Origin of the sequence: Bacillus sp. 123MFChir2 (assembly GCF_000383235.1) — a bacterium.
Lineage (GTDB): Bacteria > Bacillota > Bacilli > Bacillales > Bacillaceae_G > Bacillus_A.
Genome location: NZ_KB910924.1, coordinates 213,263 through 230,565, shown reverse-complemented (window position 1 = coordinate 230,565; position 17,303 = coordinate 213,263). Strand labels below are relative to the sequence as shown.

General features: G+C 37.0%; 13 protein-coding genes. All 13 read left to right on the top strand.

Annotated features, from left to right (window positions below; genetic code table 11):
• The first annotated feature begins 45 nt into the window (after positions 1–45).
• The 13 genes from rsmH (at position 46) to ftsZ (ending at position 17,061) form a co-directional block, all read left to right on the top strand.
• Positions 46–978, top strand: coding sequence for a 16S rRNA (cytosine(1402)-N(4))-methyltransferase RsmH (gene rsmH, locus H280_RS0101095; RefSeq protein WP_028411050.1), 933 nt, complete (start codon positions 46–48; stop codon positions 976–978).
• A gap of 15 nt (positions 979–993) precedes the next feature.
• Complete coding sequence (gene ftsL / locus H280_RS0101090; protein ID WP_020059257.1) at positions 994–1,350, top strand: cell division protein FtsL; 357 nt, start codon at positions 994–996, stop codon at positions 1,348–1,350.
• A gap of 21 nt (positions 1,351–1,371) precedes the next feature.
• Entirely contained in the window at positions 1,372–3,543 is a 2,172-nt protein-coding gene (locus tag H280_RS0101085) for a PASTA domain-containing penicillin-binding protein (RefSeq protein ID WP_020059256.1), read from the top strand.
• Positions 3,544–3,626: 83 nt separating this feature from the next.
• The gene (locus H280_RS0101080; RefSeq protein ID WP_020059255.1) at positions 3,627–5,543 is read left to right on the top strand and encodes a stage V sporulation protein D; all 1,917 of its coding nucleotides are present in this window, start codon (positions 3,627–3,629) and stop codon (positions 5,541–5,543) included.
• A gap of 365 nt (positions 5,544–5,908) precedes the next feature.
• The gene (locus H280_RS0101075; protein ID WP_020059254.1) at positions 5,909–7,384 is read left to right on the top strand and encodes a UDP-N-acetylmuramoyl-L-alanyl-D-glutamate--2,6-diaminopimelate ligase; all 1,476 of its coding nucleotides are present in this window, start codon (positions 5,909–5,911) and stop codon (positions 7,382–7,384) included.
• 24 nt (positions 7,385–7,408) lie between these two features.
• A complete protein-coding gene (mraY, locus tag H280_RS0101070) occupies positions 7,409–8,380 on the top strand; it encodes a phospho-N-acetylmuramoyl-pentapeptide-transferase (protein ID WP_020059253.1) in 972 nt (323 codons plus the stop codon).
• Positions 8,381–9,733 carry a UDP-N-acetylmuramoyl-L-alanine--D-glutamate ligase gene (gene murD / locus H280_RS0101065; RefSeq protein WP_020059252.1) on the top strand — a complete coding sequence of 451 codons (1,353 nt, stop codon included), beginning with the start codon at positions 8,381–8,383 and terminating at the stop codon, positions 9,731–9,733. It begins immediately after the preceding gene.
• 251 nt (positions 9,734–9,984) lie between these two features.
• Entirely contained in the window at positions 9,985–11,082 is a 1,098-nt protein-coding gene (spoVE, locus tag H280_RS0101060) for a stage V sporulation protein E (protein WP_020059251.1), read from the top strand.
• Positions 11,083–11,250: 168 nt separating this feature from the next.
• Positions 11,251–12,354, top strand: a complete 1,104-nt coding sequence (gene murG, locus H280_RS0101055; protein ID WP_020059250.1) for an undecaprenyldiphospho-muramoylpentapeptide beta-N-acetylglucosaminyltransferase — start codon at positions 11,251–11,253, stop codon at positions 12,352–12,354.
• A gap of 50 nt (positions 12,355–12,404) precedes the next feature.
• On the top strand, positions 12,405–13,310 hold the full coding sequence (gene murB / locus H280_RS0101050; protein ID WP_020059249.1) for a UDP-N-acetylmuramate dehydrogenase: 906 nt from the start codon (positions 12,405–12,407) through the stop codon (positions 13,308–13,310).
• Positions 13,311–13,406: 96 nt separating this feature from the next.
• Positions 13,407–14,153, top strand: a complete 747-nt coding sequence (locus H280_RS0101045; RefSeq protein WP_020059248.1) for a cell division protein FtsQ/DivIB — start codon at positions 13,407–13,409, stop codon at positions 14,151–14,153.
• Between the two features lie 406 nt (positions 14,154–14,559).
• Positions 14,560–15,870 (top strand): cell division protein FtsA, encoded by a 1,311-nt coding sequence (ftsA, locus tag H280_RS0101040; RefSeq protein WP_020059247.1) that lies wholly within the window; start codon positions 14,560–14,562, stop codon positions 15,868–15,870.
• 39 nt (positions 15,871–15,909) lie between these two features.
• The gene (ftsZ, locus tag H280_RS0101035; protein ID WP_020059246.1) at positions 15,910–17,061 is read left to right on the top strand and encodes a cell division protein FtsZ; all 1,152 of its coding nucleotides are present in this window, start codon (positions 15,910–15,912) and stop codon (positions 17,059–17,061) included.
• The last annotated feature ends 242 nt before the right edge of the window (positions 17,062–17,303 follow it).

The window sequence follows — 17,303 nt, the reverse complement described above, 5'->3', positions numbered from 1 at the left end:
AACGGATGATTCAAGAGGATTATTTTGCAAAAAGTAGGTGCAACAATGTTTAAACATGTAACAGTGCTTTTAAAAGAAACAGTAGACGGTTTAGAAATTAAACCAAATGGTACATATGTAGATTGTACGTTAGGAGGTGGAGGACATAGTGCTTATTTACTATCTCAACTTTCTGAAGAAGGAAAACTAATTGCATTTGATCAAGATGAGGTTGCAATTCAAAATGCAAAAGAAAGATTCTCTTCTTATAACGGTCAATTTATAGCTGTAAAAAGTAACTTTCGCTATTTAAAGGAAAAGTTATTTGAATTAGGAATAACGGAAGTAGACGGTATTTTATTTGATTTAGGTGTTTCTTCCCCGCAATTAGATACGCCAGAACGTGGATTTAGTTATCACCACGATGCTCCGCTCGATATGCGTATGGATCAAGATGCCCCGCTAACAGCATATGACGTTGTAAATAGTTGGTCATATGAACAACTTGTAAGAATCTTTTTTCAATATGGTGAAGAAAAGTTTTCAAAGCAAATTGCAAGGAAAATTGAAGCATACCGCGAAAAACAACCAATTAAAACAACTGGAGAACTAGTGGAGTTAATTAAAGAAGGGATTCCAGCTCCGGCAAGGCGGACTGGAGGACATCCTGCGAAGCGAGTATTTCAGGCAATTCGTATTGCAGTTAATGATGAATTGAAAGTATTTGAGTACGCGTTAGAAGCGGCAATTGACATAACGAAAACAGGTGGCCGAATTAGTGTGATTACATTCCATTCATTGGAAGATCGGATTTGTAAAACGACATTTAAAAGATACAGTACAACACCACAGCTCCCACCAGGGTTGCCAATTATTCCTGATGAATACAAGCCGAAATTAAAACTGATTACAAGAAAGCCAATTTTGCCTTCTGATGAAGAGTTAGAAGAAAATAATCGAGCGCGTTCTTCGAAGCTGCGAATTGCTGGAAAATTATAAAAAGGAGAGAGAGGTATGACAAATTTAGCTGTTAAGTATAAAAAGCAACAAGTAGAAGTACAATCTCAAGCTCCGCAGCAAGTAGTACAGACAGCTGTAAAAACAAAAATTACAAGACTTGAAAAATTATTGTATGTTGCATTTATTGGTTTTTTACTATATGCATGTGTAGCTTTTATTGGTAATAAAGCTGCGTTATATGAAGCTGATGCTAAAGTAACAGAAATGGAAAGCAATCTCATAAAACAACAAAAAGAAAATAAGGAATTACAAGCGGAAACTGAAAAGCTAACACGTTATGATCGCATTGCAGAAATTGCCCAAAAACATGGACTTGAAATTAATGCGAATCATGTGAAAGGCTTAAATTAATAAAATAGGTGTGAAGAAAAGATGAATATACGTAAATTTCATACCAACAAAGGAGCAGGGTTCTTCATAAAAGTGTTTCTCCTGCTCTTTTTTCTGTTGTTAGCACGCTTTCTATATATTCAAGCAACAAAAACAGTACATGGAGTAGACTTAAAGCCACTTGCACAGCAAAAGCACAATAAAGAGGGTGTGCTTGAAGCAAATCGAGGAACGATTTACGATCAAAATGGTTACGTACTTGCCCAAGATGCAAACTCGTATAAGATGGTTGCTGCACTTAAAGGGCAAGAGCCTGTGAAAGACAAAGAAGATGCGGCAGAGAAAATATCGAAAGTACTTGAGGTTGATAAAAAAGAGATTTTACAGTATTTGAATAAAGATGCTGCACAAGTAGAGTTCGGATCAATTGGAAAAAACTTAACGAAAGAAAAGAAAGATCAAATTAAGAATCTGAAGATAGATGGAATATCTTTTGTTACAGAAAAAGCAAGAATATATCCGAATGGAGATTTTGCTTCTTATATACTTGGATTTGCAAAACCGAATGATGAAGGAATTGCAGAAGGAAAATATGGACTGGAACAAAGCTTAGATAAATATTTACGAGCTTCTAACGGAAGCGTGAAGTATACAGGAGATACGAAAGGTATCGCGTTAGAAGGTGAAAAACAGTCTGTAAAGCCTCCTAAAAACGGAGATAATGTATATTTAACAATCGATCAACGGATTCAAGGTTTTCTAGAAGATGCAATGGAAGAGGCAGAAAAACATTATGATCCGTCTATGTTAATTGGAGTCGTAGCAGACCCGAAAACAGGAAAGATTTTAGCGATGTCTAGCAGACAAAGTTTTGATCCGAATAAACGAGATATTCAATACTTTTTAAATGATCCGATTGCTAATGCTTATGAACCAGGTTCAACGATGAAAATCTTCACGTTAGCAGCTGCCATTAATGAGGGTGTATACAAAGGACAAGATTACTATCAATCTGGTAGATACAAAGTTGGGAATGAGGAAATTAAAGACCATAATGGCGGTGCAGGATGGGGTTCTATTACGTTTGATGAAGGAGTTGAGCGCTCATCGAACGTTGCTTTTGCTATTTTAGGAAATGAAAAGCTAGGACCTGATCGTTTCCGCCAATATATTCATAAGTTTGGTCTAGACGAAAAAACAGGTATTGATTTAGCTGGAGAAGGCGAAAATACAATTTTATTTGATAAGAAAATCCAACAAGTAACAACAGCATTTGGACAAGGCTCTACTGTAACTCCGATTCAGCTTGTACAAGCAGCTACTGCAATTGCTAATGAGGGGAAAATGATGAAACCCTATGTGATTGATCAGGTTGTAGATCCGATGGATGATAAAGTCGTCTTGAAACACCGTCCGGAGGAAGTAGGAAAGCCGGTTACAAAAGAGACTGCAACGCAAGTAAGACAACTGTTAGAACGAGTTGTAACATCGCCAAAAGGGACTGGAACGATGTATAAACTTGATGGTTATTCCGTTGGTGGTAAAACAGGAACAGCACAAATTCCAGATGGAAAAGGCGGATATATGACAGGGAAAAATAATTATATTTTCTCCTTCCTTGGTATGGCACCAATGGATGACCCGCAGCTTGTCGTATATTTAGCAATTAAACAGCCTAAATTGAAAGACACTGAAAATGGTGCACAGCCGTTATCAGAAATGTTTAAATCTGTAACGAAAAATAGTTTGGAGTATTTAAAAATTAAGCCGAACAAAATAAAAGATGTGAAAAAGCAAGTAAACCAGCAGCAAGCTACTGTTCCAAATATAACAGGTAAAACAATGGAAGAAGCAAAGGGAATATTGGAAAAGGCGAAGTTCCGACCTGTTGTTTTAGGAGAGGGGAAAATCGAGCAACAAGTGCCAAAAGCAAACGAAAAAACATTAACGGGTGATCGTGTATTCTTAGTAGGAAATCAACCGAAAATGCCGAATATTAGCGGTTGGTCACTTCGTGATGTGATGAATTTAGCAAAAATATTAAATCTTGATTTGAAGCTATCTGGTACAGGGTATGTAACAGAACAAAGTGTCGCTGAAGGCACGCCTTTACAAGAAAGAACACAGGTAGAAGTAAAACTTGACCCGCCTCTTGAACCGCAGCAAGAAGCAGAGCAGGAACCAAATAAGAAGGAAAAGAAAGAGGACACGTAAAATAGGAGAAGTGTACGTGTTCTAATGAAACAAGTACAAGCATATATTGGAACAAGCTAGGCGTAAAGGAGGCTTGTTCCAATATGCGTGTATCAAATGTAACAGTAAGAAAAAGACTTATTTTTGTACTGATTTTTGGTATACTTATTTTTACAATTATTGATATTCGTCTTGGATATGTGCAGTTTTTTCTTGGGAATATGTTAACAGATCGTGCGAAAGATTCATGGAGTCGTAATATTACATTTGAACCTGAACGGGGGAAAATTGTAGATCGTAATGGTGTGGAACTTGCAACAAATAAAAGTGCACCAACTGTCTTTGTGGTACCAAGGCAAATTGAAAAACCAGCAGAGACTGCAGAGAAATTAGCTGCAGTTTTAGGTGTGTCGAAAGAAGAGGTTTATCAACGCCTTACGAAAAAAGAGTCTATAGTCAGATTAGACAAAGGCGGACGGAAAATTTCTCATGATAAAGCGAAAGAAGTTAGAGCTTTAAGTTTAAAAGGTGTATATATTGCTGAAGATTCAATTCGATACTATCCGTTTGGTAAGTATTTATCACATGTTCTTGGGTTTGCTGGGAGTGATAATCAAGGGCTTATGGGACTAGAGTCGTTTTATGACAAAGAATTAAATGGTGACAAAGGATATGTCCGTTTTTTTGCCGATGCGAAAGGACAACGCATGCCGAATATTGGCGATGATTATAAAGAACCTGGTGACGGCTTGAATTTAAAGTTGACAATTGATTCGCGCATTCAGACAATTATGGAGAGAGAATTAAATATTGCAGAGTCTACGTATCATCCAGATGGAATCATCGCAATTGCTATGAATCCGAACAACGGTGAAATTTTAGGTATGTCCAGCCGTCCAAGTTTTGATCCGACAGATTTCAAGAGTGTCTCACCAGAAGTGTTTAACCGAAATCTTCCAGTCTGGAGTACATATGAACCAGGGTCCACATTTAAAATTATTACCCTTGCAGCTGCTTTAAATGAAAAATTAGTAGACTTGGAGAAAGATACGTTTTATGATGATGGAGCGGCAGAAGTTGGCGGCGCAAGGTTGCGTTGCTGGAAAGCGGGAGGGCATGGCAGCCAAACGTTTTTAGAGGTTGTTCAAAACTCTTGTAACCCAGGTTTTATAGAACTTGGAGACCGTTTAGGAAAAGAAAAGCTGTTTCAATATATCCGTGATTTTGGATTTGGACAAAAAACAGGTATTGATTTACAAGGAGAAGGTAGAGGAATATTATTTGATCTAAAAAAAGTAGGACCTGTTGAACAAGCGACTACAGCGTTTGGTCAAGGAGTCTCTGTTACCCCGATTCAACAAGTAGCAGCTGTAGCGGCTGCTGTAAATGGAGGCACGTTATATCAGCCTTATATTGCGAAAGAATTCTTGGACCCAACTACGAACAAAGTAATTAGTAAAAAAACGCCTGTTGCAAAAAAAGAAGTTATTTCCAAGGAAACGTCTGAAAAAGTACGTTATGCACTTGAGAATGTTGTTGCGAAAGGCTCAGGTAACAAAGCGTATATTGATGGATATCGTGTTGGAGGGAAAACTGGTACAGCACAAAAGGTTAAAGATGGAAAGTATTTGGATAACAACTATATCGTATCATTTATTGGGTTTGCACCAGCGGATGATCCGCAAATTGTTGTATATGTTGCTGTAGATAATCCGAAGGGAATTATACAATTTGGCGGAGTTGTTGCTGCGCCAATTGTTGGAAATATTCTTCGTGATGTCTTACCGGTTATGGGAGTAGAGCCTAGAAAAGAGCAAATTGAAAAGAAATTAACTTGGGATGAGACGCCTTTAGTAGAAGTCCCTAATATAGTAGGGATGGATCGAAAGGAATTACAAAGTCAACTTATTGACCTACAAATTGACGCCAGTGGTGATGGAAGTAAAGTGGTTGAACAGTCTCCAAAACCAGGTACGAAAGTAAAAGCAGGATCCAAGGTTCGAATATATTTTAATAAGTAAGTATGAAGGCATGTGTGTACGATATAATAACATTCAACTAACTATATAAATACAATTTGAAGGGCTGACATAAAAACCTTTTCCTTTTAGGGGGGCGAGAGCATCTGGCCGTGCATAGAGGCGGTCAGGGCCTTTTCTTGCCACATGCGAGGTTTTAAAACAAAAGGAGCAAGCAAGTGACGGTTATGTTTTATTCTGCACAGCAGTGGCCTATATGTTGAAAAATCAAGATGGCTTTTTATATAGTAGTGAGTTGTTGGATTCACATTGTCTGATGGATAAATATATGACGTTCTTAATTAATGGAGCGTTTTGAACGCATCCATTAATAAGAAGTAAATAAAGAGTAGAGAGGATTTAAAGAAATGAAGTTGCATACACTCGTATCAAGTTTGCATGATTTTCCGGTCATTCCAAAAGAAAATCCAGAAATTACATCTATTGAAGCAGATTCACGTAAAGTGACAACTGGGAGTTTATTTGTATGTATAAAAGGTTTTACGGTTGATAGTCATGAATTAGCTATGCAAGCAGCCGCGCAAGGTGCGGCTGCTATTGTTGCGGAAAGGCCTATTGATGTTGACGTTCCAGTTGTACTTGTTAAAGATACAGTACGTTCTTTAGCAATGTTAGCTGATTATTTTTATGGACAGCCAACGCAAAAGTTACACTTAATTGGAATTACAGGTACAAATGGAAAGACAACAACATCGCATATAATGGACGAAATTATGCGCGCACATGGACATAAAACAGGGCTAATTGGAACAATTAATATGAAAATAGGTGATGAAACGTATGAGGTGAAAAACACAACACCTGATGCATTAACATTACAAAAGACATTCGCTAAAATGGTCGAACAAAATATAAATAGCGCTGTTATGGAAGTATCTTCACATGCTTTGCATCTTGGAAGAGTGCATGGATGTGACTATGATGTAGCAGTGTTTACAAACTTAACACAAGATCATTTAGATTATCATAAAACGATGGAAGAGTATAAATACGCAAAAGGCTTGCTATTTGCTCAGCTTGGTAATAGTTATCATCATAATCGTGTAAAGTACGCTGTATTAAATAATGACGACGCTGCAGCAATAGACTATACGAAAAATACAGCAGCAACAGTGATTACGTATGGGATTGATACAAAAAGTGATATAATGGCGAAAAACATTGAGATGACAAGTGCAGGCACAGCGTTTACGCTTGTAACCCCAAGTGAAAATATCGATATCACGATGAAATTGATTGGGAAGTTTAATGTATATAATGTATTAGCTGCAACAGCTGCATGTCTTGTTTCTGGTGTAGCGCTGCAAACTATTATTGATGTTGTGAAAGAATTAAAAGGTGTACCTGGTCGCTTTGAAGTTGTTGATAGAGGGCAAGATTTTACTGTCATTGTTGATTATGCGCATACGCCAGACAGTTTAGAAAATGTATTGTTGACAACGAAACAATTTGCAAAAGGAAAAGTGTATTGCATTGTTGGTTGCGGCGGAGACCGAGATCGTACGAAACGACCAATTATGGCCAATGTTGCATCGAAATACGCAACGCATGCGATCTATACATCAGATAATCCGCGCAGCGAACAGCCACAAGCAATTCTTGATGATATGATTGAAGGTATAAAAGGAAATAATTATGAAGTAATTGTTGATCGAAAAGAAGCAATATTTCATGCTGTATCAGAGGCAAAAGCTGGAGACATTATTGTAATTGCGGGTAAAGGGCATGAGACATATCAAATTATTGGTGCAGAAGTACATCATTTTGACGATTGTGAAGTTGCTGGAGAGGCAATTGCACAACGTTTAAGCATGAAAGAATAACACCAAGAGAGGGGGGGACTGAATATGCTTGAACAAGGATTATTAATTACAGTTGGGGTGGCATTTTTAATTTCGGTTGCGTTGTCACCAATTTTTATTCCATTTTTACGTCGTTTAAAGTTTGGCCAGAGCATTCGTGATGAAGGGCCAAAATCACATCAAAAGAAATCGGGAACACCGACTATGGGCGGAATTGTTATTTTCATTTCAATTATGATTACGTCTATTATTATGATGTTTAAGTTTCAAAAAGGTGCCGAGATGTACTTATTGCTTCTTGTTACATTTGGTTATGGGGTAATCGGATTTTTAGATGATTACATTAAAGTTGTTAAAAAAAGAAATCTTGGTTTAACATCAAAACAAAAATTAGTAGGCCAATTTATTATTGCGGTAGCTTTCTTTATCATTGCAAAAGGCCAAGGATTTGACACGCATTTAATGATTCCAGGGACGGAAATTAAGTTTGACTTGCACTGGGCGTACTTTATTCTCGTGCTCTTTATGTTGATAGGAGCTTCAAACGCAGTGAACTTAACAGATGGTCTAGATGGATTATTAGCAGGAACAGCTGCCATCGCATTTGGTGCGTATAGTATTATTGCGTTTGCTCAGGAACATTATACAATTGCTATTTTTTGTATGGCAGTTGTAGGAGCTGTATTAGGATTTTTAGTATTTAATGCTCATCCTGCGAAAGTATTTATGGGGGATACAGGATCTTTAGCGCTTGGCGGTGCTTTAGCTGCTGTTTCTATTTTAACGAAAACAGAGTTATTATTAGTTATCATTGGTGGAATGTTTGTTATTGAGACACTCTCTGTTATTATTCAAGTTGTGTCGTTTAAAACGCGAGGAAAGCGTGTATTTAAAATGAGCCCGCTTCATCACCACTATGAATTATGTGGTTGGTCAGAATGGCGAGTGGTTGTAACATTCTGGTCAGTCGGACTTTTATTTGCAGTGTTAGGAATTTATATCGGAGTGTGGATGTAATTGAAAACGATAACTGACTATCAAAATAAAAATGTTCTTGTATTAGGTATGGCAAAAAGTGGGTTTGCTGCAGCTGTTTTATTAAAGAAACTTGGCGCAAATGTGATTGTAAATGATAGCAAGCCGCTAGCTGAGAATCCGTTAGCGACAGAATTGCAAAATCAAGGTGTGGAAGTTGTATGCGGCGGTCACCCCTTAGAACTATTAGAAAAAAATATTTCTGTCGTTGTAAAAAATCCAGGGATTCCGTATTCGAATCCGTTACTTGTAGCAGCTAAAGAAAAAAATATTCCGATTGTCACAGAAGTAGAATTAGCGTATCGCGTTTCGGAAGCTCCGTTTATTGGGATTACAGGATCAAACGGGAAAACAACGACAACAACATTAACATTTGAAATGTTAAAAGAAGGAGAAAAACACCCTGTTATTGCTGGAAATATTGGCACGGTAGCATGTGAAGTTGCGCAAAATGTAACGAAACAAGAAGTGGTTGTAACAGAACTTTCTTCTTTTCAATTAATGGGGATTGAAGCATTTCAACCGAAGATTGCGGTGTTGTTAAACTTATTTGAAGCACACTTAGATTATCATGGTACGAAGGAAGAATACGGTTTAGCAAAAGCGAATATCTTTAAAAATCAAGTTGAAACTGACTATAGCGTCATTAATGCTGACGATGAAGATGTAATGATGTTTTCTGAGAAAAGTAAAGGACAAAAGGTGTACTTTTCTACGACGAAAATAATTGAAGACGGTGCTTGTGTAAAAGACGGTGCTCTTTACTTCAAAGGTGAGAAAGTAATTGATATTCAAGATATCGTATTGCCGGGGAAACATAGTTTAGAAAATATACTAGCTGCTATGAGTACTGCGAAGCTCATGGGGGTTGCAAATGAAGCGATTATAGCGGTTTTAAAACGCTTTACAGGTGTAAAGCATCGTTTAGAATATGTAACGACGATTCAAAACCGTAAGTTTTATAATGATTCGAAAGCAACAAATATGCTAGCGACAGAAAAAGCATTATCTGCATTTACGAACCCAGTTATTTTATTAGCTGGTGGACTAGATCGTGGGAATGAATTTGATGATTTAATTCCATACTTTGAGCATGTGAAGGCGTTATTTACATTTGGACAAACTGCACCAAAGCTTGTCAAAGCTGCAGAAAAGGCTGGAATGAAAGTTATTAAATGTGTCGATAATGTGGAACAAGCGGTGCAAGAAGCATTTGCTTTGTCTGAAGAAGGAGATGTAATTCTCTTATCTCCTGCATGTGCAAGTTGGGATCAATTTAAAACATTTGAAGAAAGAGGAGACATGTTTATACAAGCTGTGCATAAGCTAGTATAAAGTGAAAGAATCATCAGTGGATTATTTCTACTGATGATTCTTTTATAGGTAGGATAATGTGAGATTTCTATAAGTGGGAGGTTTCAGCGTTCACTAATGGAAAGTTTACAGGCAGTTATTTCGCACATATCTTCTTTGATTTTGCACAATTTTGAGGTGGGAATCAAGCTGCTAGATGGATGAATAAATGAGGCTTCGGTTGTGAAAAAAGTATGGTCAATCAAAAGCTGCATTCAAAGAGGTGATACTCATTGCGGACAAAGAAGACTCCTGACTTTATTCTTATTATTGTAACATTGTTACTTTTAACAGTAGGAATGGTGATGGTGTACAGCGCTAGTGCTGTATGGGCTTCGTATAAAATGGGAGATTCATTCTTTTTTGCAAAGCGTCAACTGTTATTTGCTGGGCTTGGTGTCGTTGCTATGTTTTTCATCATGAGAATTGATTATTGGGTGTGGCGTACATATTCTAAATTGATTTTACTCATCTGTTTTGTTCTCCTTATTTTAGTTTTGATTCCTGGTATTGGGCTAGTGCGCGGCGGAGCTCGAAGTTGGATTGGGATAGGGGCATTTTCTATTCAGCCTTCTGAGTTTATGAAATTTGCGATGATTATTTTTTTAGCGAAATTTTTATCGGAAAAACAAAAAGTGATCACATCTTTTAAACAAGGTTTACTTCCTTCCCTTAGTTTTGTATTTGTAGCATTTGGTATGATTATGCTGCAACCGGATTTGGGAACAGGAACTGTAATGGTTGGAACTTGTGTTGTTATGATTTTTGTTTCGGGAGCACGGATTTTTCATTTTGCCATGTTAGGACTTATAGGAGTTGCGGGATTTGTAGGGTTAATTGCATCAGCACCGTATCGAATAAAACGGATTACATCTTATTTAGATCCATGGTCAGATCCACTTGGAAGTGGATTTCAAATTATTCAATCACTACTTGCAATCGGACCGGGAGGATTATTTGGCCTTGGTCTTGGCCAAAGTAGACAAAAATTTCTTTACTTACCGGAGCCGCAAACAGACTTTATTTTTGCGATTCTATCTGAAGAATTAGGTTTTATTGGTGGTTCGTTTGTGTTATTATTATTTAGTCTGTTGTTATGGCGCGGCATTCGTGTAGCGTTAGGGGCACCAGACTTATACGGTACTTTTTTAGCAGTCGGGATTGTGGCGATGATTGCGATTCAAGTAATGATTAACATCGGTGTTGTAACTGGATTAATGCCAGTAACAGGAATCACCTTACCATTTTTAAGCTATGGTGGGTCCAGCTTGACCCTTATGTTAATGGCGGTTGGAGTGTTACTAAATATAAGTCGTCATTCTCGCTACTAAACCCTGTTTTTATGACAGGGTTTTTCGTATGTAAAAATAGAAATTATGCGATTGATATATGAATAGCAAACAGTGAATTTTACTATGAGCAAGGTTAGCTCAACAAATTGTACTTTTATTGTCCCAAAGTAGTGGGATAATAGAAAAAAGGAAGCGGAGGAATAGGCAGTGCGAGTATTAGTCAGTGGTGGCGGAACGGGCGGGCACATTTATCCGGCTCTTGCGTTAATTCGAGAAATTAAAAAAATACATCCAGAAGCAAGATTTTTATATATTGGTACAGAAAATGGTTTAGAAAGTAAAATTGTTCGCAAAGCTGGTATTCCATTTCAATCTATTGTTATTAGTGGTTTTAAGCGGAAATTATCAATTGATAATGTGAAAACGGTGATGCGTTTTGTAAAGGGTGTACAGGATAGCAAACGATATATTCGTCGTTTTAATCCAGATGTTGTAATTGGAACAGGTGGTTATGTATGTGGTCCAGTTGTATACGCAGCAGCAAAACTTGGTATTCCAACAATAGTACATGAACAAAATAGTGTACCCGGTGTAACAAATAAATTTTTGAGTCGTTACGTGAATAAAGTAGCGGTGTGTTTTGAAGCCGCAGCAGAACATTTTCCGCAAAATAAAGTTGTGATGACAGGAAATCCTCGTGCTTCAGAAGTGATGAATCAAAATGGTATGAGAGGCAAGCGCTCTGTCGGTTTATCTCTTTCCAAAAAATCAGTGCTAATTTTTGGTGGAAGTAGAGGCGCTAGACCAATTAATGATGCATTTTTAGAAGCAATTGAACAATTTGGTAATAAAACTTATGACGTATTGTACGTTACAGGTGAAGTGCATTATGATAAAGTAATGGAATTAGTGAAACAAAAAGGGAATCCACACAATGTTATCATTAAGCCGTTTATTGATAACATGCCAGAAGTACTTACTGGTGTGGATCTTGTTGTTTCGCGTGCAGGTGCCACAACGCTAGCTGAATTGACAGCTTTAGGAAAACCAAGTATCTTAATTCCAAGTCCATATGTAACAAACAATCACCAAGAGAAAAATGCTCTTTCTGTCGTTGAGAAAGGAGCAGCGAAGATGCTTCTTGAGAAAGAGTTAACAGGTGAAACACTTCTTGGTGATATTGATGAAATTTTATTGAATATACAGAAATTACAAAGTATGAAACTAGCTGCAAAACAGTTAGGAGTTCCAGATGCAGCAAACAAGTTATTTGAAGTAATGAAAAAACTTGTAGAAAATAACGTAAGGTGAATGCCCTGCATACTACTGTAGTATGGAGATTTAATATGGGGGAGAGCATCATGAAACAATTAGCAAACGAACTTATGGAAGCACAAGTAGGAAAAATATTAGAAAATGAACCATTAGCTCGTTATACAACGATGAAAATAGGTGGTCCAGCAGATATTTTAGTAATTCCAAGTAGCGTGGAAGGTGTAGAAAAATCGTTAGAGCTTGTGCAAAAGCATGGAACAAAGTGGACTGCAATTGGTCGTGGGTCTAATCTGCTTATCTCAGATAACGGAATTGAAGGTGTTGTCATTCGATTAGGAGAAGGTTTGGATCATTTAGAAGTAACTGGAACAAATGTCCGTGTAGGCGGAGGATATCCTCTTATCAAGCTTTCAACTTTACTAAGCCGTCAAGGACTTGCAGGATTAGAGTTTGCTAGTGGAATCCCGGGAAGTGTAGGTGGATCCGTTTATATGAATGCAGGTGCTCATAAATCGGATATGTCTGAAATTTTGAAGAGAGCTCGTGTGTTATTTGAAGATGGAAAGATTGGATGGCTAACGAAAGAAGAACTAGAATTTTCTTATCGTACATCTGTATTACAAAAGAAGTGCCCTGGTATTGTACTAGAAGCAGAATTGCAGTTAAAAGAAGGAAATCGTGACGAAATTATTGGTATTATGCAAAAAAATAAAGATTATCGTCGTGATACACAACCCTGGAATCATCCTTGTGCAGGAAGTATTTTTAGAAATCCGCTACCAAACTATGCAGGTAATCTAGTTGAAAAGGCTGGACTACGTGGGTATCAAATTGGTGGTGCGAAAATTTCAGAAATGCATGGGAATTTTATTGTAAATATGGGGACAGCATCAGCTCAAGATGTTCTTGATTTAATCGCTTTTGTAAAGAAGACAATAAAAGAACAATTTGGGGTAGATATGCACACTGAAGTAGAAATCATTGGAAGATAACAGTTGTCTGTCCCGCTTATTATCATTTATGATATAATAAGAAGAAGAACGGCATGCATAACATGCCGTTCTTTATGTTACATAGGGGGAGCGTACATGAAGAATAGTAAAGTTATTAAGCTACAAGATCGTGTACCAAAGTTAAAAAATCAAAAGAAGAAAAAACAAGTAAATAATCGATTAATTTTATATGTATCGATTTTATTCTTATTGGTGCTTTTTTTAATTTATTTCCGATCTCCGCTTAGCAATATAAAGCAGATTACAGTTCATGGTAATCATTATATGACGGATGAACAAATCATGGAGCAGTTAGGAATTACATATAAAACAAGTTATTTTCGTGTAGTCGGGTATCAAGCGGAAGAGAAGTTAAAAAAGCAAAAGGAAATTAAAAATGTCCATGTGAAAAAACAATTTCCAAATAAAATTGTTATCGATATTGAGGAATATGTGACAACTGGCTACATTAATAAAGATGGGAAATTATACCCCCTTTTACAAAATGGAAAATCATTAGATGCTCTTCCAAATGGGAAGCTGCCAGTTGCTGCACCGATTTTTGTTCCTTTTGAAGAAAAGAAAATGAAAGAATTGATTGCTGAACTAGAAAAATTAACACCAGCTGTTCTTCGATCCATTTCAGAAATTCAATACAAACCAACAGATTTGTATGCAGATCATCTTACATTGTATATGAATGAGGGATACGAAGTAAGCACGGTGATTCAAGACTTTGCAAAACGAATGGAAGCTTATCCTCTTATTATTAAGAATTTACCGCCAGATAAAAAAGCAATTATTCATCTAGAGGTAGCTACTTATACTGAATATATCAATTAAATAATATAAAGAGTGGTAAAGTAGATACTTTAATTGTAAAATATGTTTTGTTAGGAAAAATGGGAATGTATTCTTGGGAATTATGTGATTTAATCATATTTTTTCCTATTTTCTTTTTTAATATAATCTTAGGTGCAAGTTTCACTTTTCTAGAAGTACATCTTAGTGTAGACTTATAATTGGCGGTAATCTTTGTAGTTAGAGAAGATTATTTTAAAATATAACAGCGATTTGCATATAATTGTTATAAAAGTGAATGAATGCCAAATAAAAATAAGAAAAATATAGTGTTAAAAAAGGGAAACTCATAAATACGTTGAATATTTTTCTTATAACATAGTAAAGCAACGATTGTTGTTCCATATATTGATTTTTATGGTATAAATAAAGAAGGAGGTGCCAGAGAATGAACAGCAATGAAATATATGTGAGTCTTGACATCGGTACATCCAATGTTAAAGTCATAATTGGCGAGATGGTCAATGACGCTTTAAACATTATTGGTGTTGGAAATGTAAAGTCAAATGGTTTGAAAAAGGGCTCCATTGTTGACATAGATGAGACTGTGCAATCGATTAAAAAGGCGATTGAACAAGCTGAACGCATGGTAGGAATACACATTGAACGAGTTGTTGTAGGTGTAAATGCAAATCAAGTACAGCTTCTTCCTTGTCATGGAGTAGTCGCTGTTTCAAATGAAGACCGTGAAATTGGAAACGAAGATGTGCTTCGGGTACTTGATGCAGCACAAGTTGTGTCAATTGCACCAGAGCGCGAATTTATTGATGTGGTACCTCGACAGTTTATCGTAGACGGTCTCGATGAAATTAATGATCCGCGCGGAATGATTGGTGTACGTTTAGAAATGGAAGGTACATTAATTACAGGCTCGAGAACATTGTTACATAATTTACTTCGATGTGTAGAAAAAGCGGGCCTTGAAATAATTGATATTTGCCTTCAGCCATTAGCAGCATCAGCAGTTGCTTTATCGAACGATGAAAAAAATCGAGGGGCTGCTCTTGTTGACATCGGTGGAGGTTCGACGACATTATCGATTTTTCAAGATGGAGAATTACAAACCACAAGTATATTACCGATTGGCGGAGATCATATTACAAAAGATATTGCCATCGGTTTGAAAACATCAACTGAAAATGCAGAACAAATTAAGCTAAAATATGGACATGCTTTTTATGATACAGCATCTGAGGAAGAGGTATTTACTGTTTCAATGATGGGTAGTGATCAAACAGAGCAATATTCTCAATTAGAGTTAGCTGATGTCATTGAAGCGCGTGTAGAGGAAATTCTTATGCTTGTACAAGATGAGGTACAAAAATTTGGCATTAAACAGTTACCAGCTGGTTATATACTTACTGGTGGTGTTGTTTCTATGTCTGGTATTCTTGATCTTGCAAATGACATTCTACATCAAAATGTTCGTATTGCAACGCCAGATTATATTGGTGTACGTGAACCACAATATACAATTGGCGTTGGACTTATTAAAAATGCATATCAAAAAGCTAAGTTGCGAGGAAAGGGTGTGCAGGAAAAGCAGGAAAACTTTGAATTACAGCATACACATGCACCAGTACCTGCTGCAGTGCAACAACCAGCAAAGCAAAAGCCTCGTACTACTAATAATAACGATAATAACAATGAACGAATGATGTCAAAAGTGAAGCGTGTATTCCGTTATTTATGGGATTAGATTTGAACGCGAAAAATGAGGTTCTAGGGGGATTTCGACATGTTAGAGTTTGATACTACACAAGATCAATTAGCAAATATAAAAGTTATTGGTGTTGGCGGCGGCGGAAACAATGCTGTCAATCGTATGATTGAAAATGGTGTGCAGGGCGTGGACTTTATCGCCGTAAACACAGATGCACAAGCACTAAATTTATCAAAAGCTGAAACAAGAATGCAAATTGGTGGTAAATTAACGCGCGGACTTGGTGCTGGAGCAAATCCAGAAGTAGGAAAAAAAGCTGCTGAAGAAAGTAAAGAACAAATTCAAGAAGCACTTCGCGGTGCGGATATGGTCTTTGTCACAGCTGGTATGGGCGGTGGAACTGGGACAGGAGCAGCTCCAGTTATTGCACAAATTGCAAAAGAGCTAGGTGCATTAACAGTTGGAGTTGTAACTCGCCCATTTACATTTGAAGGTCGCAAGCGTTCAACACAAGCTACATCTGGAATTGCTGCGTTTAAAGAAAATGTAGATACAATTATTGTTATCCCAAATGATCGTATTTTAGAAATAGTGGATAAAAATACACCAATGCTTGAAGCATTCCGTGAAGCGGATAATGTTTTACGTCAAGGTGTTCAAGGTATTTCTGACTTAATTGCAACGCCTGGTCTTATTAACTTAGACTTTGCAGACGTAAAAACAATCATGTCTAACAAAGGTTCTGCTTTAATGGGGATTGGTATCGGAACTGGTGAAAACCGTGCGACAGAAGCGGCAAAACGCGCGATATCTAGTCCATTGCTAGAAACATCTATTGATGGTGCACAAGGTGTTATTATGAACATTACAGGTGGCACAAATTTAAGTTTATATGAAGTACAAGAAGCAGCTGATATTGTAGCTTCAGCTTCAGATCCGGAAGTAAATATGATTTTCGGTTCAGTAATTAATGAAGGTTTAAAAGATGAAATTGTAGTAACAGTGATTGCAACAGGTTTCGATGATAGCATCTCAATGCAACCACCTAAGCCACTTGCTCGTCCTACAGCAACTTCTACTAAAAATGTACAGCAATCAGTACAACCGGTTAAACAACGTGAAGTAAAGCGTGAGGTTATGCGTGAAGAGCCAGTTGTGAATGATCGTCACACAGATGTAGATGATATCGATATCCCAGCATTTTTACGTAATCGTCGCAGACGCTAAGGGAGCGATTATAAAGTGAAATAATAAGCGGTGGGGACTTCCTCACTGCTTATTATTTAAAGTAATTAAGCTCGTCCGGTTATAGGTAGCGAGATGAACTTTCGTATATCATGGAACATAAAAAGGCAATCATCTATGCATAATAGATGATTGCTTTTTTAGTCTGTTACCTACTCAAAGAAAGCACTGTTTCTACATGACAAATTATTCCTCAAAGTTTCAAAATAACAAAAAATCCCTTC